This window comes from Streptomyces sp. NPDC058308 (genome assembly GCF_042880275.1).
GTDB lineage: Bacteria > Actinomycetota > Actinomycetes > Streptomycetales > Streptomycetaceae > Streptomyces.
Genome location: NZ_JBHVZA010000006.1, coordinates 157061 through 181433, shown reverse-complemented (window position 1 = coordinate 181433; position 24373 = coordinate 157061). Strand labels below are relative to the sequence as shown.

General features: G+C 67.9%; 26 protein-coding genes and 2 pseudogenes. 24 read left to right on the top strand and 4 right to left on the bottom strand.

What is annotated here, in order from left to right; all coding sequences use genetic code 11:
* Positions 1-93 precede the first annotated feature (93 nt).
* The 6 genes and pseudogenes from ACFVYL_RS11205 (at position 94) to ACFVYL_RS11180 (ending at position 6580) form a co-directional block, all read left to right on the top strand.
* Positions 94-366 carry a hypothetical protein gene (locus tag ACFVYL_RS11205; protein ID WP_389714584.1) on the top strand — a complete coding sequence of 91 codons (273 nt, stop codon included), beginning with the start codon at positions 94-96 and terminating at the stop codon, positions 364-366.
* A gap of 367 nt (positions 367-733) precedes the next feature.
* Complete coding sequence (ppdK, locus tag ACFVYL_RS11200) at positions 734-3478, top strand: pyruvate, phosphate dikinase (protein ID WP_389714583.1); 2745 nt, start codon at positions 734-736, stop codon at positions 3476-3478.
* A 300-nt stretch (positions 3479-3778) separates the two neighbouring features.
* Positions 3779-3883: pseudogene (locus ACFVYL_RS11195) on the top strand (DUF6233 domain-containing protein); the annotation flags it as partial.
* A 106-nt stretch (positions 3884-3989) separates the two neighbouring features.
* Entirely contained in the window at positions 3990-5459 is a 1470-nt protein-coding gene (locus ACFVYL_RS11190; RefSeq protein ID WP_389714582.1) for a hypothetical protein, read from the top strand.
* A gap of 93 nt (positions 5460-5552) precedes the next feature.
* On the top strand, positions 5553-5999 hold the full coding sequence (locus tag ACFVYL_RS11185; protein ID WP_389714581.1) for a GntR family transcriptional regulator: 447 nt from the start codon (positions 5553-5555) through the stop codon (positions 5997-5999).
* 11 nt (positions 6000-6010) lie between these two features.
* On the top strand, positions 6011-6580 hold the full coding sequence (locus tag ACFVYL_RS11180) for an HD domain-containing protein (protein ID WP_389714580.1): 570 nt from the start codon (positions 6011-6013) through the stop codon (positions 6578-6580).
* Here the strand turns inward: ACFVYL_RS11180 and ACFVYL_RS11175 are convergent.
* Both ACFVYL_RS11175 and ACFVYL_RS11170 read right to left on the bottom strand, forming a co-directional pair.
* Positions 6568-7041, bottom strand: coding sequence for an NUDIX domain-containing protein (locus ACFVYL_RS11175; RefSeq protein WP_389714578.1), 474 nt, complete (start codon positions 7039-7041; stop codon positions 6568-6570). The genes ACFVYL_RS11180 and ACFVYL_RS11175 overlap by 13 nt on opposite strands.
* Positions 7038-7808, bottom strand: coding sequence for an XRE family transcriptional regulator (locus ACFVYL_RS11170; RefSeq protein WP_389714577.1), 771 nt, complete (start codon positions 7806-7808; stop codon positions 7038-7040). Before ACFVYL_RS11170 ends, ACFVYL_RS11175 begins: the two co-directional genes overlap by 4 nt.
* Before the next feature lie 602 nt (positions 7809-8410).
* Between ACFVYL_RS11170 and ACFVYL_RS11165 the strand changes: the two genes are divergently transcribed.
* From ACFVYL_RS11165 to ACFVYL_RS11080, 18 genes and pseudogenes are all read left to right on the top strand, one after another.
* Positions 8411-8578, top strand: coding sequence for a pRL2-8 (locus ACFVYL_RS11165; protein WP_389714575.1), 168 nt, complete (start codon positions 8411-8413; stop codon positions 8576-8578).
* A 97-nt stretch (positions 8579-8675) separates the two neighbouring features.
* A complete protein-coding gene (locus ACFVYL_RS11160) occupies positions 8676-9089 on the top strand; it encodes an NUDIX domain-containing protein (RefSeq protein ID WP_389714574.1) in 414 nt (137 codons plus the stop codon).
* 169 nt (positions 9090-9258) lie between these two features.
* Positions 9259-10032 carry a DUF4097 family beta strand repeat-containing protein gene (locus ACFVYL_RS11155; RefSeq protein ID WP_389714573.1) on the top strand — a complete coding sequence of 258 codons (774 nt, stop codon included), beginning with the start codon at positions 9259-9261 and terminating at the stop codon, positions 10030-10032.
* A 39-nt stretch (positions 10033-10071) separates the two neighbouring features.
* Entirely contained in the window at positions 10072-10506 is a 435-nt protein-coding gene (locus tag ACFVYL_RS11150; RefSeq protein WP_389714572.1) for a transcriptional regulator, read from the top strand.
* An 86-nt stretch (positions 10507-10592) separates the two neighbouring features.
* Positions 10593-10925: a hypothetical protein gene (locus ACFVYL_RS11145; protein ID WP_389714571.1), complete on the top strand. Its 333-nt coding sequence runs from the start codon at positions 10593-10595 to the stop codon at positions 10923-10925.
* The gene (locus ACFVYL_RS11140; RefSeq protein WP_389714569.1) at positions 10922-11596 is read left to right on the top strand and encodes a GGDEF domain-containing protein; all 675 of its coding nucleotides are present in this window, start codon (positions 10922-10924) and stop codon (positions 11594-11596) included. Before ACFVYL_RS11145 ends, ACFVYL_RS11140 begins: the two co-directional genes overlap by 4 nt.
* Complete coding sequence (locus tag ACFVYL_RS11135) at positions 11593-12495, top strand: DUF2637 domain-containing protein (protein WP_389714568.1); 903 nt, start codon at positions 11593-11595, stop codon at positions 12493-12495. Before ACFVYL_RS11140 ends, ACFVYL_RS11135 begins: the two co-directional genes overlap by 4 nt.
* Positions 12492-12923: pseudogene (locus ACFVYL_RS11130) on the top strand (DNA cytosine methyltransferase); the annotation flags it as partial. The gene ACFVYL_RS11135 and the pseudogene ACFVYL_RS11130, both read left to right, overlap by 4 nt.
* 543 nt (positions 12924-13466) lie before the next feature.
* Positions 13467-13655 carry a hypothetical protein gene (locus ACFVYL_RS11125; protein ID WP_389714719.1) on the top strand — a complete coding sequence of 63 codons (189 nt, stop codon included), beginning with the start codon at positions 13467-13469 and terminating at the stop codon, positions 13653-13655.
* Positions 13656-13748: 93 nt separating this feature from the next.
* The gene (locus ACFVYL_RS11120; protein WP_389714566.1) at positions 13749-15941 is read left to right on the top strand and encodes a cell division protein FtsK; all 2193 of its coding nucleotides are present in this window, start codon (positions 13749-13751) and stop codon (positions 15939-15941) included.
* 141 nt (positions 15942-16082) lie between these two features.
* Entirely contained in the window at positions 16083-16376 is a 294-nt protein-coding gene (locus tag ACFVYL_RS11115) for a hypothetical protein (protein ID WP_389714565.1), read from the top strand.
* A gap of 4 nt (positions 16377-16380) precedes the next feature.
* Positions 16381-16569, top strand: a complete 189-nt coding sequence (locus tag ACFVYL_RS11110) for a hypothetical protein (protein ID WP_389714564.1) — start codon at positions 16381-16383, stop codon at positions 16567-16569.
* Between the two features lie 14 nt (positions 16570-16583).
* Positions 16584-17192, top strand: coding sequence for a hypothetical protein (locus ACFVYL_RS11105; protein ID WP_389714562.1), 609 nt, complete (start codon positions 16584-16586; stop codon positions 17190-17192).
* A gap of 3 nt (positions 17193-17195) precedes the next feature.
* A complete protein-coding gene (locus ACFVYL_RS11100; RefSeq protein ID WP_389714561.1) occupies positions 17196-17702 on the top strand; it encodes a hypothetical protein in 507 nt (168 codons plus the stop codon).
* An 84-nt stretch (positions 17703-17786) separates the two neighbouring features.
* The gene (locus tag ACFVYL_RS11095) at positions 17787-18689 is read left to right on the top strand and encodes a bifunctional DNA primase/polymerase (protein ID WP_389714559.1); all 903 of its coding nucleotides are present in this window, start codon (positions 17787-17789) and stop codon (positions 18687-18689) included.
* Positions 18690-18852: 163 nt separating this feature from the next.
* On the top strand, positions 18853-20397 hold the full coding sequence (locus ACFVYL_RS11090; RefSeq protein ID WP_389714558.1) for a YfjI family protein: 1545 nt from the start codon (positions 18853-18855) through the stop codon (positions 20395-20397).
* Between the two features lie 367 nt (positions 20398-20764).
* Complete coding sequence (locus tag ACFVYL_RS11085) at positions 20765-20953, top strand: helix-turn-helix domain-containing protein (RefSeq protein ID WP_389714557.1); 189 nt, start codon at positions 20765-20767, stop codon at positions 20951-20953.
* Between the two features lie 78 nt (positions 20954-21031).
* On the top strand, positions 21032-22258 hold the full coding sequence (locus ACFVYL_RS11080) for a tyrosine-type recombinase/integrase (protein WP_389714555.1): 1227 nt from the start codon (positions 21032-21034) through the stop codon (positions 22256-22258).
* 98 nt (positions 22259-22356) lie between these two features.
* On the opposite strand, the gene ACFVYL_RS11075 is transcribed toward ACFVYL_RS11080, so the two are convergent.
* Both ACFVYL_RS11075 and dusB read right to left on the bottom strand, forming a co-directional pair.
* Positions 22357-23073, bottom strand: a complete 717-nt coding sequence (locus ACFVYL_RS11075) for a 2-phosphosulfolactate phosphatase (RefSeq protein WP_389714553.1) — start codon at positions 23071-23073, stop codon at positions 22357-22359.
* Between the two features lie 152 nt (positions 23074-23225).
* Positions 23226-24365: a tRNA dihydrouridine synthase DusB gene (dusB, locus tag ACFVYL_RS11070; protein WP_389714551.1), complete on the bottom strand. Its 1140-nt coding sequence runs from the start codon at positions 24363-24365 to the stop codon at positions 23226-23228.
* Positions 24366-24373: the final 8 nt, after the last annotated feature.

Sequence of the window (24373 nt, the reverse complement as noted above, 5' to 3'; positions counted from 1 at the left end):
CAGCACGCGCAGTACGGACGGCACGGGCAGCGCGGACGGCACGCCTGCGAGGCCCTCGCGACGGTCGCAACACCGCCGAACCCGGACTTTCCGATGATCGTCGGACATCTGGCCGGAACCCCTTTCCCCACCGACGTCCGCGCACCGCGCCACCAGCGGGCCCTGCCCTGCCCCGCGGCCCACCCGGAGGTGATCACGGCGCGTCCGGGCGGCCGCGCGGCGCTGATCAGGGCGGCAACGCCCGTGGTGGAGCACCTGTACGCACCGGCCGGAGCGGATGAGCGGCTCGCCGCGCTGGGCATGCAGGGCGAGCGGCGCAGTCGGCCGGTGGCGGTCCCGGCCCGCCCCCGGGGGTCCGGATACTGACATCCGGCCGGTTCAAACGGCGTGATTCTCGCCACCCCTGATAGGCCTTGCGCTCAGATGAGCGGTTCACGGGCGACTGCACTTCTCCAAGGGGTGGCACTCAGTGCCACTGCTCGATCATTCATAAGGTGAACTCACATTTGAGTTTAGCTCGCTCGTTTGAGCGTTTTAAGGGGTCTGAAGGTGTCACGCGTTCAAGAGATGAATGCAAGGGGGTCTCTCCGGCTACCGCTCAGTCACTTTCGATCTAGCGGCGGACGGGTGGTTACGGCCGCATGACGCACAAGTGGACGTACCCAGGCGCCTTCGATCTGGGTATGTTCCTCGCCGTCAGGGCAGCCACCGAGTCCTCGAGGAGTCGAGACCCGTGTCGGAAAACAAAGATCCCCATGTAGCTCACACGAGTGAGGCGACCGAGGGCGTGAAGTTCGTTTACGACTTCACCGAGGGCAACAGGGACCTCAAGGACCTTCTCGGCGGGAAGGGCGCGAACCTCGCCGAGATGACCAACCTCGGGCTGCCCGTCCCCCCGGGCTTCACCATCACCACCGAGGCCTGCAAGACGTACCTCGGCAGTGGTGAGGAGCCCGTCGAGCTGCGGGACGAGGTGAGCGCTCACCTCGACGCCCTCGAGAAGAAGATGGGCAAGAAGCTCGGCCAGGCCGACGACCCGCTGCTCGTCTCGGTCCGCTCGGGCGCCAAGTTCTCGATGCCCGGCATGATGGACACCGTCCTCAACATCGGGCTCTCCGACAAGTCCGTGACGGGCCTCGCCAAGCAGTCCGGCGACGACCGCTTCGCGTGGGACTCCTACCGCCGGCTCATCCAGATGTTCGGCAAGACCGTCCTCGGCGTCGACGGCGAGCTGTTCGAGGACGCCCTGGAGAAGGCCAAGGAGGCCAAGAAGGTCACGGTCGATACCGACCTCGAGGCCGCCGACCTGAAGAAGCTGGTCACCAAGTTCAAGAAGATCGTCAAGACGGAGGCCGGGCGGGACTTCCCGCAGGACCCGCGCGAGCAGATGGACCTCGCGATCCGTTCGGTCTTCGAGTCGTGGAACACCGACCGCGCCAAGCTCTACCGCCGCCAGGAGCGCATCCCCGGCGACCTCGGCACGGCCGTCAACGTCTGCTCGATGGTCTTCGGCAACCTCGGCCCCGACTCCGGCACGGGCGTCGCGTTCACCCGCGACCCGGCCTCGGGACACCAGGGCGTGTACGGCGACTACCTGCAGAACGCGCAGGGCGAGGACGTCGTCGCGGGCATCCGCAACACCGTGCCGCTCGCCGATCTCGAGCAGATCGACAAGAAGTCGTACGACCAGCTCATGCAGATCATGGAGACCCTCGAAACGCACTACAAGGACCTGTGCGACATCGAGTTCACCATCGAGCGCGGCCAGCTGTGGATGCTCCAGACCCGTGTCGGCAAGCGCACCGCCGGTGCCGCCTTCCGCATCGCGACGCAGCTCGTCGACCAGGGCCTGATCGACGAGGCCGAGGCGCTCCAGCGCGTCAACGGCGCCCAGCTCGCGCAGCTGATGTTCCCCCGTTTCGACGAGGGCGCGAAGGTCGAGCAGCTCGGCCGGGGCATCGCCGCGTCGCCGGGCGCCGCGGTCGGCAAGGCGGTCTTCGACTCGTACACCGCGATCAAGTGGTCGCGCTCGGGCGAGAAGGTCATCCTGATCCGCCGCGAGACCAACCCCGACGACCTCGACGGCATGATCGCAGCCGAGGGCATCCTGACCTCGCGCGGCGGCAAGACCTCGCACGCCGCCGTCGTGGCGCGCGGCATGGGCAAGACCTGTGTCTGCGGCGCCGAGGACCTGGAGGTCGACACCAAGCGCCGCCGGATGACGGTGGGCGACACCGTCGTCGAGGAGGGCGACACCGTCTCCATCGACGGCTCGACGGGCAAGGTCTACCTCGGTGAGGTGCCGGTCGTGCCCTCCCCCGTCGTCGAGTACTTCGAGGGCCGCATGCACGCGGGCGCCGACGACGCCGACGAGCTGGTCGCCGCCGTGCACCGGATCATGGCGTACGCGGACCGCGTCCGTCGCCTGCGGGTGCGCGCCAACGCGGACAACGCCGAGGACGCGCTCCGTGCCCGCCGCTTCGGCGCGCAGGGCATCGGCCTGTGCCGCACCGAGCACATGTTCCTCGGTGAGCGCCGCGAGATGGTCGAGCGGCTGATCCTCGCCGACGCGGACGAGGAGCGCGAGGACGCCCTGAAGGAGCTCCTGCCGCTGCAGAAGCGGGACTTCGTGGAGCTCTTCGAGGCGATGGACGGCCTGCCCGTCACCGTGCGCCTCCTGGACCCGCCGCTGCACGAGTTCCTGCCGGACATCACGGAGCTCTCCGTGCGGGTCGCCCTCGCCGAGTCCCGCAAGGACGCCAACGAGAACGACCTGCGCCTGCTCCAGGCCGTGCACCGCCTGCACGAGCAGAACCCGATGCTGGGTCTGCGCGGCGTACGCCTCGGCCTGGTCATCCCCGGCCTGTTCACCATGCAGGTGCGGGCCATCGCGGAGGCCGCGGCCGAGCGGAAGACCGCCAAGGGCGACCCGCGCGTGGAGATCATGATTCCGCTCGTGGGCACGGTCCAGGAGCTGGAGATCGTCCGCGAGGAGGCCGAGCAGGTCATCGCGGAGGTCGTCGAGACGACCGGCGTCGAGCTGAAGCTGGCGCTCGGCACGATGATCGAGCTGCCGCGCGCCGCGCTCACCGCGGACCAGATCGCGGAGGCCGCCGAGTTCTTCTCCTTCGGCACGAACGACCTCACGCAGACCGTCTGGGGCTTCTCCCGTGACGACGTGGAGGCGAGCTTCTTCACGGCGTACCTGGAGAAGGGCATCTTCGGTGTCTCGCCCTTCGAGACCATCGACAAGGACGGCGTCGGCAGGCTGGTGCGCCTCGCGGCCAAGGCCGGCCGCGAGACCCGCCCCGACCTGAAGCTCGGCGTCTGCGGCGAGCACGGCGGCGACCCGGAGTCCGTGCACTTCTTCCACGAGGTGGGCCTGGACTACGTTTCCTGCTCGCCGTTCCGCATCCCGGTGGCCCGCCTCGAGGCCGGCCGCGCCGCCTCCCACTCGACGGGCAGCGACCACCGGTAGAGCTCCGGGGCCGACGCCGTGTCCCCGACCCTCAGTACCGATGCGGCGTCGGCTCCGGTCCACGAAAAAGGGACAGCACCCTGTGCGGGGGTGCTGTCCCTTCGTGCATTCTCTGCGGAGACTGTCAAGCCAAGCCGCTGACCAGGCTAAACGGCGTTTACTGGCGTTGGTTGGCGTTGAACCCGCCTGAAGCCGTTGTGCCCTCGTTGTGCCCTGGGGTGCGTCTAGGCCCTGCCGGCAGGTTGCTGGCACGCCGAAGCTCCCGGCTGCTAGCCACGTCGAACTGGTGCCGCCACGTCTGGCAGCGCCGCGACGCGTGATCAGGCGTGGCGCGCGCTCACGGTGGGCCAGGTCGACGCGTGCCCGCACTGCCGACCGGGCACCGAGCTTGGCGTGCTGGAGTGAGCGCGATTCCGCTCCTGTGAAGGACGGCCCCGCGCTACGCTTTTTCGTCAGGGCGCGGGCAAGTATCTAGCGCCGTGGAGCGCCGCCTAGGTGACCGGGGGAGCGGATGAGCGAGGATCCTCAGCGGTCGGACATACCCGGAGTCCGAAAACAGTTTTCAGATCTGCGTGCCGAGATCCGTCAAGACGTTATTGAAGCGTGGGAAGAAGCGCATCCAGAAGGTGACGCGCCGGAGTCCGTTCGGCAGGTTATCAGGATGTGGCTTAGTGCCCAGCGGAGAGGGATAAAGAACCTTCCCCGTCAGAGATCCGAGCAACTAGCGTTGTTATCGAGGATTCAATCGGCGAAGGTTAGCCGCTTGAAGGCTTTAAGTGAAGAAGAATCTGAAATTGTCACCGAGGCTATACGGGCCGCTCACTGGAGTGACAACTCCCGTGCAAGTTGGTCCTCTATTCTGGACGATTTTTCCGAAGACCACCCGGTGCTTGTATTCCCAATTGCTTTTGCGGTGTTCCTTCTTCTGCCGATGGTGCTATTCGAGGGCTCCCTGAACCGTTTTCAAGAGTTTGAAAAGGTAGGAGGGCCCTCTATTCTTTTCGCGGGCCTCCTGCTTGTTCTCGCCCTTCTGGTCCATGGGAGGATGATTTTCGTCATTCGATCCTTCGCTCCTAAGTGGGTACAGGTCTGGCGCCTATTCGTTCTCTCTGTAGGCTTTACCCTGACCGCCTTAGACGAATGGCGAGATTTCATCAAGAGTTATGTGATCTCCTACCAGGAAAGCCTATCGATCCTGCCTGAGAGTGTGTTCACCTACTTTGGGTTCTCGGCAGACTTCGCCCTCAACTGGTTTATCACCTTCGTCTTTATTGCCTTCAACTTCTCTGCTGGTAGCTCCCTTCTCCGCAGGGTGGGTCCTAAAGAGCCCGCACATGCCGTGGCGACCGCCAAGGTTCTGCTGGAGCTGCTGGAACTGGCGACCTACGCGCAGGCTGCTATCGAGGGTCCTGAAGAAGGTGTGGACCGCGATACTGAAGGCATCCGCCCCTACGTATCAAGTGACGAGCGGAAGGAAGTAATCGAATCCCTAGAGAGGGTCGCCCGATTGGCGGAGGGGCGCTGGCAGAGGAGTTTGCGTGTCGGAGATCCAGTTGCCGATAGCGCAGTCGCTTCGCTGGGGGCGGGGGTGGCCGCATCTGCCCGGAAGTGGAAGGAGGTGGCTGCCGTGGGCGGAGATCGACTAGTTGAAATGAACGAAGCATTCACGGGCGCACTCGTGCATGCGGCGCAAGGTAATTGGATACTTCTGGCTGCCGAGGCCTCAGGCAAAGAACTTCTCAGGAGGAGAATCCTGAGAGTGGTGCGTCATGTCCTGGCTCTGTCCGTCATGGTTGCTACAACCTATTTCGTCGTGGTCGACCCGTTCGCCCTTTGGGGGAAGGGTGCTGCCGCTAGCCCGGCTGTTAGCTCTCTGATTCTCACGATTGCGGCGATCTTGAGTGTTATGATTGATCCGACAATAATCGATCGTCTAAGCAATGCGTCGAAAGTTAGCACCCATTTTTCGGCTAAGAAATAAGTTCGCCATGGAGTTCTGGACGATCAAGGCTCTCCTCCGGTCGACAGTGGGACTCTTGATGGCGAGCAACGGAGATACACGAGAGGAGCTCAAGTGCCGGAGGCCAGCCCGCGCGGAACCTACCTGGTGATCTCGGAGGCCCTTCGGAAGGGCATCGAAGAGGGCGAGATCGTCGATGATCTGCCGTCCGAGGCTGACCTTGTCCGTGCGCACGGAGTCGCGCGCAACACGATTCGCCGGGCCCTCAAGACCCTGGAAGCCGAGGGCGTCCTTGAGTCTGCGCCTGGGGTGGGGTGGCGGGTCTCTCGGGGCGGTGACCGGCGCCCCCTCGTGGAGCGCATGACTGCGGTGATCGAAGAGGACTCGCTCGTGATCGGGGATACGTATCCGTCCGAGGCCAAGCTCTGCGAGCGGTTCGGTGTATCCCGCACTGCCGTGCGCCGTGGCCTAGCCCAGATGGAGGGAACCGGCTTGCTCGCCACTGTCCACGGGAAGGGGCGCACCGTTTGCGCTCTCCCGGCTTCCAGCGGTCGGCCGTAGCCTTGGCCGCCATGGGACTGACTGAGTGGGCGTACTCGCTCTCCGAATCGCTGCTGTCCGATCCGTTGCCGCGCAGGTGGGCGCACTCCTTGGGGGTCGCTGATCGGGCCCGGTCCTTGGGCTCGATCCTGGGGGACGATGCGGAGCTGCTGGAAGCGGCCGCCGTACTGCACGACATCGGATACTCGCCGCAGATCGCTGTTACTGGATTCCACCCACTTGACGGAGCTCGGTTTCTCCGGGACCAGGAACGGGCGGATGACCGAGTGATCCGGCTCGTGGCGCATCACTCCTGCGCTCTCCTGGAGGCAGAGGAGCGGGGGCTCAGGCAGGAGTTGGAGGCCGAGTTCGAGCTAGAGCGGCCCGACCTCGTTGACGCGCTCCTCTTCTGCGACATGACGACCACTCCGGACGGCACGCACACCACGTCGACCAAGCGGCTGGATGAGATCGTGCAGAGGTATGGCCCAGACACCATCGTCGGCCGCTTCATTCAACGTGCGGCGCCCGAGATCCACGGAGCCGTGGAACGAGTGGAGGGCCGCCTAACTCAGGCCCCCGCCGCAGATCAGCCGATGTAAGGCTCTTGGCGAGAGCCATCCAGTCCATGCTGGATACGCAGCCGCATGGACGGGTGAATATCGAGATCATCGAGGTCCGTTGGGTCGACCCAACGGACCTCTTTAGATTCGCTGCTTGTCCGCAGTGAACCGCCCGTCGGGTGGGCACGGAAGCAGATCGAGAACTGTTGCCGTACCTCGCCATCGTCGTAGGCGAGCACGTGCTGAGGGTCGGTGTAGAGACCCACGATGCTGTCAATCTCGACGGTGATTCCCGTCTCCTCCAGGACTTCCCGTACGACGGTGTCGCCGACGCGTTCACCGATGTCGTGGCCGCCACCGGGGAGCGCCCACAGGTCGTTGTCCGTCTTGTGGATGAGCAGGAGCTGCCCGGCATCGTCAAGGACGACCGCTGTGACGGAAGGGACCACAGAGTTGGCCTTGGGCGCGTTGGGGTCGCGAAAGTAGTCGACTCGGCTCATGCGTGGGGACCTCCGCAATCGGCAGGCGAAGAGATGGGCCTAGCTGACTCCCAGACCCGTTCGATGCTCTCAGCGTAGGCGTCGAACAGTTCCCCGCCGGGCACGCGTTGCAGGTGCAGGACGGGAGCCATGTACGCGCCGACCCCGTAGAGGTGGCCGTTGGCGAGCATCTCGTCATCGGCTCGGTAGAGCGAGTTGTAGAGCGTCGTGCTGTGGAGGCGGAACTCAACTCCGGGCAACCCGAAAAGCGGGCTGTAGTTGATGAGCGCGTTTCGAATCTTGCCTGCCATTGCGGGACCGATTCCCTCATCCTCGCCACGTACGGCCACGGCCGGACAGTCCGGGTCCCCAAGCATGAAGCGGACCGAGACACCCGCCGCTGACTTCTCCTTGACGACCCGGTGGAACGCAGGGTCTTCGGTGAGCCAGAAGCCTGAGTAGACGACCACGTCGAAGGACCGCGTTACTTGCGCGTAGAGCTGTGGCCACAGGCGGCTCGGTACGACAGATCGGTGCGGGTAGAGCTTGATCAGCTCAGCGTTCCCAGCCTCGGTGACCTCGGCGGAGGTCCGCTCTTCCGGCCACAGGTAGGACACCTCACATTGCAGGAGCGAGGCGGTCGCGTACTGGAAGCGACGGTACGGCTTACGGTTCGGCTCACCGATCCAACGCTCAACCGTCTTTGCTGAGACACCTAACCTCGCGGCCACTTTGTCGAGCGTCATCCCGCTCTCGACGATCGCGCCTCGGAGCCTCTCATTAGGCATGTGGCGAACTCTCCCCTGCCTGGGACGACTTGGGACGACTTCACCGTAGCGAAGTCGTCCACAAGTCGTACATGTGCGAGGTCGATCGTCTTCTGTCGCCAGGCCAATCTGTAAGTACATCGACGCGAGGGACTCGCAGAACCCCAAACAGCCGAAGGGCTTGACGGCGCGAACCTTCCTCTGCATGATGAGGAACACGTAATACATGTTCCTCATCTCGGCAGTGCCCACCTGAACCGGTGGAGCCGAACGAACCGCAGTACCCGCACCAGTCGGAAGACCTTGGGGAGCGACTTCAGTCGCGCTCCGACGGGCTGGGAGCGGAACCGCCTTGAGAACTGAACAGCGTGCCGGCCCAGCCACCTGAACACGGGTGGTCGATGGGTGCGGGTCACCATCCCAACCGACCATGTCGGGCCGGGTGGCCTGCCCGGTTCCGCCCTCCGGGGCGTGACCGGCATTGCGTGATCTGAAATCCGCAGCACCTTCGCGAGGGCTCGCCCTCGCTTCGCACTGCCCCGGCATTCAGCCGCGAGGGCGCCGCATCGGATGCGGTCCCGGGGCGCGCAACGATCCGATTCCCGATCACGAAGGAGCCCGCCATGGCGACGCAGACGCCTCCGGGTGAGTGCCCGCAGTGCTGGGAGCACGCCCACAACAAGCGGATACACCGCGCCCTTGGTCCCCGCGAGGACTGCCCGCAGTGCGTGAACCACATGGTCAACGGCTGCCCCAACGTCACGCCCAAGAAGAAGTCCAGTTGGTGGTGACCGCTTCTTCGAACCGCCCCGATGGTCGCAAGGCCGGGTTCGACTCCCGGCCGGGGCGCTCTGGCGCACCTGCCAGCAACCAACACAGGGAGCAGACATGGAGAACCACGAGGCGATCCGCTACACCGCCGACATCGTCGTGATCAACGACGACCGCAGCATCCTCCTGATCAAGCGCGGCTGGGCCCCTTTCGAGGGGCATTGGGCCCTCCCCGGCGGCCACGTCGACGCAGGAGAGACCAGCCTCCAGGCCGCAGCACGCGAGCTTGCCGAGGAGACCGGAGTCAACGTCAGCCTGCGCGACTTGGAGTTTTCCGGCCTCTTTGACAGTCCGGACCGCGACCCGCGCGGACGGTACGTGTCTGCGGCCTACGCGGTGACCATCGGATCCGACGTGGTCCCCACCGCTGGGGACGACGCCACGGAAGCTCGCTGGTTCCCGCTGGACGACCTGCCCGCGAACCTCGCTTTCGATCACTCCGGGATCGTCCAGGCCGCTGTCTGCGGCTGATCCTGCGCACAGCGCCACCGCCCCGATGGTCGCAAGGCCGGGTTCGACTCCCGGCCGGGGCACTTGCTCCCGCCGTGCTCACGGCGTGGGGCTTTCTCCGGGGCGGTCGCCCTCTCACCAAACAAGACCGCGACCGCCTCGCCCCTTCACCCGAAACAGGAGCTCCGCCATGACCGAGCGCACCTTCGTTTCCCAGACTCCCGGCCCGATCGTGCTGGGCCTGTCCCTGCCGGTCGGCCACGCACGCGTAGAAGTCAGCAAGGAGTTCACCACCGCCCGCATCGAGCTGCACACCGACGACGCCAGCGGGCCCGCCGCCGACGCGATCCACCGCACCCGCAGCCACCAGGATGGCCAGGCGCTCGCGGTGGAGGTTCCCGAGCTGCCCGGCAACGTGATGGTGCAGAGCGTGCGCGGCAACCGCGTCACGCAGAGCTTCGGCACGGTCCGCGGATCGGTGACCGGCCTGACCATCATCAACGGCCGTGTGGTCTCCGGCGGTTCGAGCGGCATGCAGACCGTGAGCGCGGTGGAGGTCACGGCCTACCTGCCCGCGGGGTCCTCGCTCGCGGTGGTGTCCACCTCCGCTGACGCCGCGGTGTTCGGCTATGTCGAGCAGATGGAGTTCCGCTCCGTCTCCGGTGACCTGGACGCCGACGGCGTGAACAACCTGGTCGCCAAGACCACGTCCGGCGATGTGTCGGTGGGGCACCTGACCGGCCGTGGCAGTGCCCGGACGGTCTCCGGTGACATCGACGTGCACCTCTACTCCGGGCAGGCAGCCGACCTGCACACCACCTCCGGCGACATCGACGTGCAGGCCACCCCGTCTGCCACCGGCGCCGTGCAGGCCAACACCGTCTCCGGCGACGCGCTGGTCAGCGGCGCGAGGCACCTGCACGTGGACGCCCGCAGCATGTCCGGCCATGCACGCACCCGCTGACCCGCCCCCTCCTTTTTCCCGCCTCGCCAAGGAGCCCAGATGGCTGCCGTGTTCGTCGCCCTGTACGTCGCCCACAGCGTGGGCGACCACTGGGTGCAGACCTCCTGCCAGTCCGCGTGCAAGGGCCGCCCCGGCTGGGTTGGCCGCCTCGCGGGCGCTCGCCACGTCGCCACCCTGACCGCCACCAAGCTCGTGTTGTTGCTGCCGGTCCTGTGGCTGCTGAACCTCTCCGTGAGCGTGCCCGGCCTGGTGATGGGGCTGGGCATCGACGCTGTTACGCACTGGTGGGCGGATCGCCGCAGCACTCTCGCGTGGCTGGCCAAGGTGACCGGCAAGGGCGAGTTCTACCGGCTCGGTGCCCCGCGTTCCGACCGTGACGACAACCCGCACATCGGGACCGGTGCCTACGCGCTTGACCAGTCCTTCCATCACCTGTGGCTGCTCATCGCCGCGCTCATCATCGCCACTGTCTGACCCCTGTTCTTGCCGGGGTGGCCGCCTCTCACCAAAGACCGAGGCCACCCCGGTATCTCCGTTCCTTCGAATCCAGGAGTTACCCCATGCGTAGCTACATCGGCACCCACGAGGTCCTGAACACGATCGAGTTCCAGGAGCTGGCGTTCGGCTTCGACGACCTGCTCGCCGACAGTGACACGGACGCGTTCCAGGAGCTGTTTCGCGGCCCGCTCAGGCCGGAGTCCCGCGCTGAGCGTGCGGCCCGTCTGGACGTGGCCCGCGACGTGCTCGCGGAGCTGCGGGAGGACGGAGAAAGCGGCGACGAGGTGGCCGCCTGGGACGCGCTGTATGCCGACGCGCTCACCCGCACCGTGCCGCTCCTGCGGGTCGCCGCCCGCTCCGCCGGCACGTTTTCCGGGGCGGAGGAAGCGGCATGAGCTACGCCCTGACAACCCTGGCCGCAGCGCTTCCCCTCGCGTCGGGCTGGTCGGTTCACAGCCTGTGGATGCGGCGCCGGATCGACGCGGCCCGGCGTGATCCGCTGACGGGTCTGTGGACGCGTGACCCGTTCGAGGAGCGGGCCCGCAAGAGCCTGACCCGTGGACAGCAGCAGGCCGTGTACGTCGTTGATCTCAACTGGTTCAAGGAGATCAACGACACCTTCGGCCACACGGCCGGGGATGCCGTGCTCCGTGCCACCGGCCGACGTTTTGACCAGTGGGCCCACGACAACGCCGGAACCGCGGGGCGTCTTGGCGGGGATGAGTTCGCCGCCCTCACGCCCGTGTACGGAACGACGGGCACCGTGACCGGCAATCTGCTGGTCAAGCTGGCTGACCTGCTGGACCGGCTGGAGCAGCCGGTGGAGTTCGACGGGCAGCGCATCGACGTACACGCGTCGATCGGCGTGGCCCGGTACTGGCGTGCCGGTAGCGCTGACCTGTCCGCGTTGCTGCGTCGGGCTGATGAGCAGATGTACAGGGCCAAGCGTGAGGGCGGGGGATTCAGCATCGCCCCGCTGTTCGGTTCGGCCCCGGAGTTCGGGACGGTCAACGGCCGCCGTGCGGGTCGCCGTGGCACGACCGGTGGGACGGAGGCGGCGGCATGAACAGCTTCGCCAAGACCCTGTTGGTGGCCGCGCTGGTCGGCGTGGTCGGCATGGCCTTTCGCGTCTCGTGGAACGCACTGCGCGACATCGCCAACGCGGTCGGCGCGGACGCTACGGCCGCGACGCTCTACCCGTTCGTGGTCGACGGACTGATGGCGCTCGCCCTGGTCGCCACCCTGGTCCTCGCCGACCGGGACCGGACGTTCGCGCTGCGCGTGCTGGGCACCTACACCGGTGCCTCACTCGTCCTGAACTACGTGCACGGTCTGGTGCCCGATCTGCACGGCCGCACGATCGAGTGGGGTCAACTGGCGGACTGGGACCCGGCCAACTGGGCTCTGGTGTTGCTGGCCACCTCGCTGCCGGTCGGGTCGATCTACTTCGGTTCCGATCTGGTCGCCAAGGTGCTGCACCACCGCCCCGCCCCGATTCCGGCCGCAGACGTGAATGCGGAGAAATCCATCGAGACCATCATGAAACGGTCTAGGGCTGACCTGCCCGTATCCACCCCGGAGCCGGACCCGCCGAACGTGGTGGTGCTGCCCCGGCCGGTGCCGGTCGGCTTCCTGAAGTCGACCCTCCCGGCCAAGCCGCTTCCCTCGATCGATCCGGCCCCGGTCGTGCCGATCGAGCAGCGTACGGCGGTGGTCGAGTCGACCCGACCGCGCCGCGCCACGGGCCGTGTCCCGGACGTGGCGAAGTCGACCCGCCCCAAGCGCACCCCGGAACAACTGCTCGCCGAAGCACGGGCGGCCACGGCCGACTGGCCGGATGCGAAGCTGACCGGCGAGGGCATCCGACGGGCGGTGCGCACCTCGCCGCAGAACGCCCGCACGCTGCGGGACACGCTGCGGGCCGAGCGGGGCAGCGGCACACAGCCTGAGGCGGTGACGGCATGACGCCGCTACGGATCGGCTCGGTGTGCACCGGTTACGGCGGCCTGGACATGGCCGTCAAGGACGTGTTCGGCGGCGAGCTTGCGTGGGTGGCGGACAACGACCCCGGCGCAAGCCGCATCCTGGCTCACCGCCACCCCGAGGTGCCCAACCTCGGGGACATCACGGCCGTCGACTGGGGCGCCGTCGAGCCGGTCGACCTCTACATCGGCGGCTACCCGTGCCAGCCGTTCAGTTCCGCCGGCAAGAGGAAGGGAGTTGCCGATGACCGGCACATCTGGCCCCACATCGCCCGTGCCCTTGGCGTTCTACGACCCAGCTACGCGGTCTTTGAAAACGTCGCAGGGCACCTTTCTCTCGGATTCGACACCGTCCTCGCTGACCTTGCCGCCCTCGGGTTCGATGCGCGGTGGTGCACTCTTCGCGCATCTGACGTGGGCGCGGCTCACCAGCGCAACCGACTGTTCGTCCTCGCCTGGCCTGCCGACACCGGCAGCCAGGGACTGGAAGGGGGGCGGGCAGAGAGGACAGCTCCCGACGGCCGTGGGCTCACTCCTGCCGACCCCGTCGACCTCGGAGAACACCGGACCGGGGCACGCGGCGCAGGGCGGGATGAACCTGCGCCACGTCGTCTCGCTCCTGCCAACCCCTCGCGCGTCGGAGAACGAGAACCGGCAGACCAGGCGCACTCCATCGCAGCGAGCGGGCACGCACGGCAAGTGCCTGGCGGCGGAGGTGGGCGAACTGCTGCCGACGCCCCGGGCAGCAGCAGCCCGGACGGGTCGGTCGGCGGTCCTGAACTCCAGCTCGTCGCCGAGCCTGGAACAGGCAGTGAAGTTGGCAAACGGCCAGGTGCCGAGGGAACTGAAGAGCCTGGACGAGGCGCCCCCGTCGTGGAGTGGGGACCGTACGCCGAAGCCGTTGAAACGTGGGCGCAAGTCCTCGGCCGTGCTGCCCCCGGGCCAGTTGACGCTGTGGGAAGGCTGAGTCCCGCCTTCGTCGAATGGCTCATGGGCCTTCCCGCCGGCCACGTCACCGATGTCCCCGGCCTCTCCCGCTCCGCACAGCTCAAAGCGCTGGGCAACGGCGTGGTCCCGCACCAGGCTCTCGCCGCGCTCCGCTTCCTCGCACCCGCCGTCCCACCCGCTCGTACTGCTGCTTGACCCGCACGACTTCGCTCAGCGGGGTCCGGACGGTCGGCCTACCAAAGCGCCGTCCGGACCCCTTCCAACCCCGGTGTACGGGAGGAACGTTCAGTGAACCACGACGACGAAAACCAGCTGTTCAACCGGCTCGAAGCCGAGATGGCCACCGAGTCCGGCGGCGAGATCGTCGACCTCGACGCGGCCCGCACTGCCCGTGCCGAGTCGGCCACCCCCGACTCCGTTCCGGCTGGTCCGCCCACCGAGTCGGGCGACTCAGAGCGTCCGGTCATGGTCGACCAGCCGACCGCGAAAGCGGCCGGTCCGGGCTACCTGGGCCGTCTGCGGGGCGCCCGGCGCCGCGCGGTCGTTCCGGAGTGGCTGCGGTCGACGGCGGAACTGAAGACCGCCACCGCGTGGGTGGCCAGCCACTACGCGCACGCCACGGGCTATCACGCGCTGCGCTCACCGATCTACGTCGCCCGCCTCACCCTCCAAGCTCCGGCCGGAGCGGCGAAGTTCGTGGGCGGCACGCTGCGTTGGGTCGCCGACCGCGAGGGCGAACCGGTCCGCCAAGCCGCAGTACGCCGTGAGGACGCGGCCGAATACCTCAAGCTCTCCCGGCAGCGTGATGGCCGCGTGCGGCTGCGCACCCTGGTCGCGGTGCTGTCGATGTTCATCGGGCTCGGTGCCGCGCTGGCCATCTACGTCCTCGCCCCGACCTGGCTTCAGGCCATCTCGGTCAGTGCGGTGACAGTGGCGCTCGGCTTCGCGGGCCGCCGTGCGGATGACCCGGTCATCCACAAGGCCGTGGAGCTGCCCAAGGCAACCAAGCTGACCAGCGATATCGTGCTGCGCGCGCTGGGTGCGCTGGGTATCCCCGCGATCAACCAGGCACAGGGCAAGGGGCGGGACGGCTTCGAGTTCACTGCCCCGATCACCCGTGACGGGCCGGGCTGGCGCGCGGAAGGCAACCTGCCCTACGGCGTGACGGTCACCGACGTGATCGAGCGCCGTGACCGGCTCGCCTCGGGTCTGCGCCGTCCGCTGGGCTGCGTGTGGCCCGAGGCCGTACCGGACGAGCACACCGGGCGTCTGGTGCTGTGGGTCGGTGATCAGGATATGTCGACCGCCAAGAAGCCCAAGTGGCCGCTCATGTCGAGTGGTTCGGTGAACCTGTTCAAGCCGGTCGCCTACGGCACCGACCAGCGAGGACGCTGGATCGAGGTCACCCTGATGTATATCGCGGGGATCATCGGCGCCATCCCGCGCATGGGCAAGACCTTCCTGCTGCGTCTCCTGCTGCTGATTGCGGCGCTCGATTCGCGGGCTGAGCTGCACACCTACGACATGAAGGGCACCGGCGACCTTGACCCGGTGGGCAACGCCGTCTCCCACCGCCACGCGGCAGGCGACGATGACGAGGCCATCACCTACGCACTCAACGACTTCCGCGCGCTGCGCGAGGAGCTGCGGCGCCGCACCAAGGTGATCCGCTCACTGCCGCGGGACATCTGCCCGGAGTCGAAGGTGACCAGCGAACTCGCCGACAAGCCCTCACTCGGGCTGCACCCCATCGTGATCGGGGTGGATGAGTGCCAGGTGCTGTTCGAACACCCCAAGCACAAGGACGAGTTCGAGGAAATCGCCACCGACCTGGTCAAGCGCGGTCCGGCCACCGGCATCGTGCTCCTGCTCGCCACCCAGCGGCCGGACGCCAAGGCACTGCCCACCGGGATCTCCGCGAACGCCTCAGCCCGCTGGTGCCTGAAGGTCATGGGCCAGCTGGAGAACGACATGGTGCTGGGCACCTCCGCCTACAAGCGCGGGGTGCGGGCCACGATGTTCGCCTGGGGTGACAAGGGCATCCACTACTTCGTCGGCGAGGGCTCCGATGCCCGCATCGTCGGCTCGGTCTACGTGGACGGCCCCGGCGCGGACCGCATCGCCGCCCGCGCCCGCAAGCTCCGCGAGGACGCGGGCAGGCTCTCCGGCCACGCGCTGGGTGAGGAGCCGGAAGTGGCGGTGAGCGCGTACGACCTGCTCGCCGACATCCTCGCCGTGGTCACGGCCAAGGAACCCAAGCTGTGGTCCGAGACCATCGTGACCCGCCTGGCGGAGCTGCGGCCCGAGGTCTACGCGGGATGGGGCCCCGAAGCGCTGAACGCCGCGCTCAAGCCGCACGGCATCGCCACCGTCCAGGTGGGCCGCCGGGTGGAGGGCAAGGTCGTCAACCGCCGTGGCGTCGACCGCTCCCACATCACCACCGCGATTGCGGAGCGTGACGGAAAGCGGGACGCGAGCTGAGTGTTCGGGGCCGCTAGCGCTAGCGACACACCCCGCTAACGTTAGCGGCCCCGCTAGCACCCCAAACCTGCTCTGATCAGGCCGCTAGCGGATAGCGGCCCACCTGCGGAAACCCCTGAAACCCGCCTTGGAGGGCCCGTGATGACCCCTGCCCTGCTCGCTATCACCCTCGCACTCGGCGTCACGTTCTGTTACGTCTCTGTGTGTGTCGCCTCGCCGTTCGGCAACTGCCGCAAGTGCCGCGGCTGGGGCTTCGCCATGAAAACCAACCGCAAGGGACGGCTCAAGCGCGGCAAGGACTGCCGCCGCTGCCACGCCACCGGCAAGCGGATACGCGTCGGCCGCTGGCTCTACAACCGGTGCGCCCGCATCCACCGCGCAGGCACCGACACCCCCTACGCCAAGCCCGCCTTCACCCCTGCCTCGAAGGGATAACCCGATGACCATCAGCGTCTCCCTTGTCCTGCTCTACGGACTGATCCTGTTCTTCCTCCTGCGCGGCAAGTCCCTGGGCTACGGCTCCGCGTTCATCGCGGTGATGTTCGGGTTCTTCCTCGCCTCCACCAGCGCGGCCGGACCCGTCAACGAACTCACCACCGCAGTCATCAACGCCATCCCCGACCTGTGAGCGGAGGCACGGCCATGAACGAACAGATCCTCGCCCGGCACTGGCTGGCCATCATCGCTCCCAAGGCCGCGCCCGCCCTGGCCACCTCCACCGTGCTGATCCTGGCCCGCATCTGGAACGCCAACGGCGCCGAACACAGCATCGGCAACGCCGTACTGATGACCGCACTCTCCCTCGCCGCTGGCGCTGCCGGCACTTTCGCCTCGGTCGGCTTCGCCGGAGACGCGGTCATCGCCGGGGCCGCGTTCGCCACCTCCGGCGCCCTGGCCTTCGCCGGGGTCGCCGGATACTCCGACGGCCTGTCTCTGCCGCTCCTGCTGTGGGTGCTGACCACCGCCGTCGCCTACGGGCTCGCGGCCCGCTACTGGCGCACCGACCGGCGCGAGCGCCTCGACCACGAGTGGCACACGAGTGGGCGTCGCGAGGAGCACGCCCACGTGGAACGCGTCGAAGCCCTGCGGGCCGGAGCACAGATCGAGTCCGCCCGTGCCGGAGCGGCGTATGCCGAGCAGCTCGCCACTGCGCTGCTCACCCGCGCCGCCCAGCCCGGCTACGACCCCATCGCCCTGGAGAACGCGGGCCTGCCCGCGCTCCCTGCGGCCAACGTCACCAAGGAGAACTGAGCCGTGTTCGAGATCCGCGTCATCTGCCAGCCCACCGACACCGACCACGTCGTCGCCGCCCTGGACCGCACCTTCACCACGGGCACCGTGACCGTCCACCCCAACCGCGACAGCACACAGCACCGCCTCTACCTGCATGCCGACCACCTGCCCACCGAGGCCACAGAGATCAACCGGGACGACTGGCCCACGCCGGAGCAGGCCTACGCGGACGCACCCAGCATCGTCGACGAGATCGGCTGGGTGGCACGCAACGCACGCACCGTTGCCACGGGCGAGCAGCACCTCGCCGAGACCGAGTTCGCCGAACTGGAGCGGGAGTTCTTCCTGCGCAAGGCCGCAGTCCTGGACCGCATCTCACTTGAGGACGACCCCACCACCCTGCACGCGGGGGCCGCGGACGTTGCCGACGCCGCCGCGCTCTACCTGATGGACCGCGACGCAGCAGACGAGATCGACCCGCGCAACTACGTGCGGCGCGAGTACGCCGCGTGGGCCAAGAGCCAGTAGCTGTGCCCGAGGCGGTCGCCTCTCACCAAAGACCGCGACCGCCTCGGCTCTCCGTCCCTTCGAGAGAAACAGGAGACCCCCAGCATGACACCTGCCCGCACTCCCGCGCTGCTCTCCGCAGCGCTTCAGGCCACCTCTCGCGGCTGGTACGTCTTCCCCTTGCGCGTCGGTGATAAGCGGCCCGCGCTGCACGGCGAGACTCGCTGCCCCGGTACCGGCGAATGCGCCCACGGGCACCGCAAGTTCGAGCAGCGCGCCACCCGTGACCCCGCCCGTATCCACGCCGCATGGACGATGCGCCCGTTCAACATCGGCATCGCCACGGGCCCCTCCGGGCTGGTCGTCGTCGATCTCGACATGCCCAAGGCGAAAGACCCGAAGGGCACGCCTAGCGGCGTGACGACCTTTGCGGCGCTCTGCGAGCGCGCCGGACAGACCGTGCCCGCCACCTATCGGGTGCGGACTGCCAGCGGTGGAGAGCACCTGTACTTCACAGCCCCCGACGGGGCGCGCCTGCACAACACGAAGGAGACGCTGGCGCCCAAGGTCGACACCCGTGCGTGGGGCGGGTACGTGGTCGCCCCCGGCAGCGCCACGCCGCCCGGCTCGTACGCGGTCGTCGATGCCGCGCCGGTCCTCCCGTTGCCCGGCTGGCTCCGGGACGCTCTCACGCCCCGCCAGCGGCCCGCAGGCCCCCTCGTGCTCAACGTGCCCCGGCACGGAACCCGATGCGCGCAGGTCGCCTTGGACCGTGAACGCGCGGCCATTGAGGCTGCACCGGAGGGCAAGCGGGAGGAGACCCTGTTCAAGGCCGCACGCGCCATGGGTCGCTTCGTGGCCTGGGGCGACATCCCCCGCCATGAGGTGGAGCAGGCTTTTCAGCTCTCGGGTGAGTCCACCGGGCTCCCGGCATCCCAGTGCCGCGCCACTCTGCGCAGCGCTCTGAACTGGGCCATCCGCACGTGCCAGCCCCGGAGGACGGCATGAGCGCCACCCCCATCCCCGCCCTGAAAAGCCCTCCCCTCACCACCCGTTCACCCCTCGCCGCCTCACCGGCCGTCCCCCCGACGGCCGATGGCGTAGCGAAGGTCGCCGCCCGCAAGGGCGTCCTTTCAGCTCTTCGCTCTGACCCGCAGGACGGGAGGACCTCATGAGCGCACAGCCTGTGGACACCGACCTGTGGGCCGGGCAGGACCTCACCGACGAACCGGCGCCCACCGAAACCCCGTGGGAAGAACCCATCCCGCTCACCGGGCGGCGTGAGCTTCCCGCCTTCCCCGCGCACGTCTTCCCCGCCTGGCTGCGGGAGTTCGTGGCAGCGGTCGCGGAGGAGACCCAGACGCCCGTCGACCTGGCGGGCTCTGTGGCCCTGTCGACGCTGGCGACCGCGTCCGGCGGGCGTGCGGTCGTGCATGTGCGGGGCAACTGGCGTGAGCCCACGAACCTGTTCGTGGTGTGCGCGCTGCCCCCGGCTAACCGCAAGTCAGCCGTTTTCGCGCTGCTGACTGACCCGCTGTACGAGGCGGAAGAGCAGCTCAAGAAGGCCATGGCTCCCGCCATCGTCGAAGCGGCCCTGACCGCGCGCCTGGCCAAGGAAGCAGCCGACAAGGCCGCAGCCAAGGCCGTGAACGCCGAGGGCGGCAAGCGCGAGGAACTGGTGGCCGAGGCCATCGGGCTCGCGCAGACCGCCGAATCGGTGGCCGTGCCGGTTGAACCGCTGCTTCTGGCGGACGACTCCACCTCTGAGACGGTCACCTCGCTCATTGCCGAGCAGGGCGGGCGGCTGGCGGTCATGTCGGCCGAGGGCGGCATCTTCGACATCATCGCGGGACGCTACTCCGGGGCCCCGAACATGGAGGTCTTCCTCAAAGGCCATGCCGGGGACCGGCTGCGGGTTAATCGGCAGACCCGTCGCGAGTACATCGATCACCCCGCGCTCACCATCGGCCTGGCCGTACAGCCCGACGTGCTGCGCGACATCGCCAAGGTGAAGGGGTTCGATGGACGCGGGTTGCTGGCGCGCTTCCTGTACTCGCTGCCCACCTCCCTCGTGGGAGAGCGGGAGATCATCACCGACCCGATCCCCGGGGAGACCCGAGCGACCTACGAGCGCAATGTCATCGCGCTCACGCTGTCCCTGGCGGAGTGGACCGACCCGGCGGTCATCCAGCTCAGCCCCGAGGCAGATCAAGCCCTCATCGGCTACCAGAAGCGCGTAGAGCCCCAACTCAAAGCCCGTGGCGGAGCGTTGGGGCACATCTCCAACTGGGCGGGCAAACTCGCCGGAGCCGTCGCCCGCATGGCCGCGCTCCTGCACCTGGCAGAACACCTCGACCGTGGCCACACCACGCCGGTCACCGAGACCACCATGCGCAACGCGATCACGCTGGGGGAGTACTTCGCCGCCCACGCGCTCGCCGTCTTCGACGTCATGGGCGCCGACCCCACCGTCGCCCGCGCCCGCGCTGTACTCGAAGCGCTGCGCGCGGGCGGCTGGGAGGACGTCAGCCGACGGGACCTGTTCACCAAGCTCTCCCGCAGCGAGTTCCCCAACGTCGCCGATCTCGAACCGGCCACCGCGCTGCTCGAAGAGCACGGATACCTCCGCAGCTACCAACCCGAGCGCACCGGGGGCCGTGGACGACCGCCCGCGCCCCGCTACCGACTCCACCCGGCCCTGCGGGAGGTCACGTGACGGCCCGCAGCGGCACGACCCCACCCGCACAAACCGCAAAATCCGCAATAACCCTCGGCATGCCCGCTGAGCTGCGGTGGGGCCTCGCGCCTCTCTCCACGAGGCCCTGCCGCACAATCCCGCAATATTCCGCAAAAATCCGGGACCGGATCACCCGCCCGTGCTGTCCGGGCTGTGCCTGTGATTTTTGCGGAATATCGCGGATTTCTGCGGGGCGCCCCCGCCGACAGCCGCGCAACGCATCACCGCAGGTCATCGGCCACCCGCACTGTTTCTGCGGATTTTGCGGTTTGTGCGGCGGCGCTCGCTCAGGAAACCAATCCCAGGCAGCGACTGCGCGACTGTCGCTCGCCACAGGAGGGACGTCATGAGGAAGTACCTGACGACTGCGGAAGTCGCCGAACGCTACCGGACGTCGCCCTCAACCGTCCGGTATTGGCGCTACGCCGGAACGGGTCCGCAGTGCTTCATCAGGCGCGGTCGACATGTTCTGTACGACGCCGAAGCGCTCGACAAATACGACGCTGAAGAGATCGGAGGCCGATGCGCAGCATGACCCGAGAGGGCCACGAACCCCACTTCAGGGCAAGCCGCTCCATGCAGGATTCGGCTTGCCCTGGGGGGAGGGGGACAGATGGCTGACGTGTATGACCGCTGGCACCTGTCCCGACCGCCGGCCGACGGCGAACCGTGCGCGGCGCACAGCACCAAGACGGCAACCGTGTACCCGAGCACAGCTCACGGAGTCGGGAAGCGCTGGCAGGTGCGCTACCGGGATCTGTCCGGCAAGCAGTGCAAGGAGAACTTCGAGAAGAAGACGGCCGCGGACTCGCGGGCTGCCAAGGTGAAGACGGAACTCGACGGTGGCACGTTCGTGAACCGGGAGCTTGGCAAGCAGAAGTTCAGGGCTGTCGCTGAGCGCTGGCGGGAGACGGCCGTGCACCGCGAGCGGACCGTGACGAATGTCGAGCGGGCGCTACGGCTTCACATCTACCCGACGTTCGGTAACCGGCAGATCGGCAGCATCCAGCGGGCAGACGGCCAGAGGTGGATCAAAGATCGGTCTGCGGTCATCGGCCCCTCGACCTTTGCGACGCCCTGGAATGTCTGTACGAGCATCCTGAAGATGGCTCACCAGGAAGGCATCATCCCGAAATACCCCTGGGAGGGGCTGAAGCCTCCTGAGATCTTCTATCCGGAGATCCATCCTCTCCACCCTGACGCTGCGAAGGCGCTGATCGTCACGGCGTCGCCCCGCTATCGAGCGCTGGTCAAGCAGGCCGCCGCCACAGGACTGCGACAGGGGGAGCTGTTTGGTCTGGAGGATGAGACGCCGACGGAGACCGTCACGGTGAAACAGCAGCTAGTTGGTCCCGACAAAGGGGTGCCGTACCTCGGAGAGCCGAAGACCAAGCAGAGCTACAGGTCCGTCCCTCAAGGACGTTCAGTCGTCGACGAGATCGCGCGGCACCGGGAGCGATTCCCGCCACGGGTTGTGTACATCGAGGACCGAACGAACCCGCGTAAGCCCGTGTGGCGTCATGCCCGTCTGCTGTACACCAACGAGCAAGGGGGTGCGATCAGGCGCAGTACCTGGACCAGGGTCTGGGCGCGCAACGTCAAGCGGGCGAACGCCTACTTGGAGAAGTCCGGCAGCAAGGTGCGGGTTCCGGAGGACACGACGCTTCACGACCTGCGGCACTTCTACGCGTCGGTGCTGATTAAGAACGGCGCGACGCCGAAGCAGGTTCAGAAGCGCCTCGGTCACGCAAAGCCGTCGATCACGCTCAACGTCTACACCCATCTGTGGGAGGCAGACGTCGACGAGACCGCCGACATGATGGAGGTGGCTCTCAACTGAGTGCCCTGAATGTGCCCTCAGGGGTGCGGGCTGGGCCGACTTCCCAGGTCAGGAGGTCGGCCCGTACACCCTGTGCGGGGGTGCTGTCCCTTTGTGCGTCATCGGGCCCGGCCGCCCCCGGTCGTCGGGGGGCCCGCGCCCCACCTCCGCAGGATCATGAGCGAGTCCTCGGGGGTCGCCACCATGGCGAAGGGGAAGCGGTCGAGTTCGAGGCAGAGCGCGACGTCGTCGGGGTGGGCTCCCTGGCGTACCCCCGTGGCCAGTTCGGTGGCGGCGCGCGAACCGGCGGCGCGGTGGAGGAAGTCGGCCGCGTCCGTCGGGGCGCCTGCGGCCCTGCGGGCTATGTACTGGGCGCACGCCAGGTCCTCGTCGGCCCGGCCGTCCTCGCCGGTGACCACGAACGTGACGTCCTCGCACCCGCGGGCCCGCAGGAGCCGGGCCGTCGCCTCCGCCACCACGAAACCCGCGCACAGGACCAGCGACGCGTCCCTGACCGCCAGCGCGCCGACCGTACCTGCCGTGGTCTTCTGCACGACGGTCCGTCCGCCGAGGTCGGCGGAGCGCAGCAGGCCCGGCGAGTTGACCGCGTCGAACCCCGGCGCGGGCGGGCCGTCCTTGAGCGTCACCCAGTCCGGGTGGCGGGCCTTGAGCGCCAGGGCCTCGTCCAGCGACCCGGCGAGCACGATCTTCTCCGCACCCCTGGCGAACGCCCAGGCGGCCACCGTGAAGGCGCGCATGACGTCGACCACGACCGCCACGGACGGGGCTTCGGCCAGTGCGGGGACATCCGGGATACCAACGAAACGAGCGTCCATCGGGCCATGATCACGCATGGCCGGGGGCGGTGCGGGGCCATCCCCGGTTCGTACGGGCCCTCGTCAGGTGATCTCCGGCATCGTGGCCAGGGCGTGGCTGGCGGCGCGGGCGCTCAGAGCCTGTCTCTGAACCCCCGCCTGCGCAGCGGCGCTCAGCCGCCCGACGTGTCCAGTTCCGCTTCCTCGCTCACGCCCGCGCAGTCGTAGGGGTCCTTGAGCCAGCCGTCCGGCAGGACCACGCGGTTGTTGCCCGACGTACGGCCGCGCGGGCCGTCGGCGCCCGCCGGCCACGCCTGGTCGAGGTCCAACTCGCCGAGCCCGTCCTCCAGTTCGGCGAGCGAGGAGGTGATCGCGAGACGCTTGCGCATCTCCGAGCCGACCGCGAAGCCCTTCAGGTACCACGCGACGTGCTTGCGGAAGTCGATGACACCGCGCGCCTCGTCGCCGATCCACTCGCCGAGGAGGGTCGCGTGGCGGAGCATGACCTTCGAGACCTCGCGCAGGGTCGGCGCCTGCGGGGCTCCCGTGCCCTCGAAGGCGGCGACCAGATCGCCGAAGAGCCAGGGGCGGCCGAGGCAGCCGCGGCCCACGACGACGCCGTCGCAGCCGGTCTCGTCCATCATGCGGACCGCGTCGGCGGCCGACCAGATGTCGCCGTTGCCGAGCACGGGGATCTCGGGGACGTGCTCCTTGAGGCGGGCGATGGCGTCCCAGTCGGCGGTGCCGCCGTAGTGCTGGGCGGCGGTGCGGCCGTGCAGGGCGATCGCCGTGACGCCCTCCTCGACGGCGATCCGGCCCGCGTCGAGGAAGGTGATGTGCTCGTCGTTGATGCCCTTGCGCATCTTCATGGTGACCGGCAGGTCACCGGCGCCCGCGACCGCCTCGCGCAGGATCGCGCGGAGCAGGGGGCGCTTGTACGGGAGCGCGGAGCCGCCGCCCTTGCGGGTGACCTTGGGGACGGGGCAGCCGAAGTTCAGGTCGATGTGGTCGGCGAGGTCCTCCTCGGCGATCATGCGGACCGCCTTGCCGACGGTCGCGGGGTCGACTCCGTACAGCTGGATGGACCGGGGCTTCTCGGTCTCGTCGAAGTGGATCAGCTGCATGGTCTTCTCGTTGCGCTCGACCAGGGCGCGCGTGGTGATCATCTCGCTGACGAAGAGGCCCTTGCCTCCGCTGAACTCCCGGCACAGCGTCCGGAACGGCGCGTTCGTGATCCCCGCCATGGGGGCGAGCACGACGGGCGGCTGCACGGTGTGCGGGCCGATCGACAGGGGCTGCGGCTGGGACGGCATCGATGATC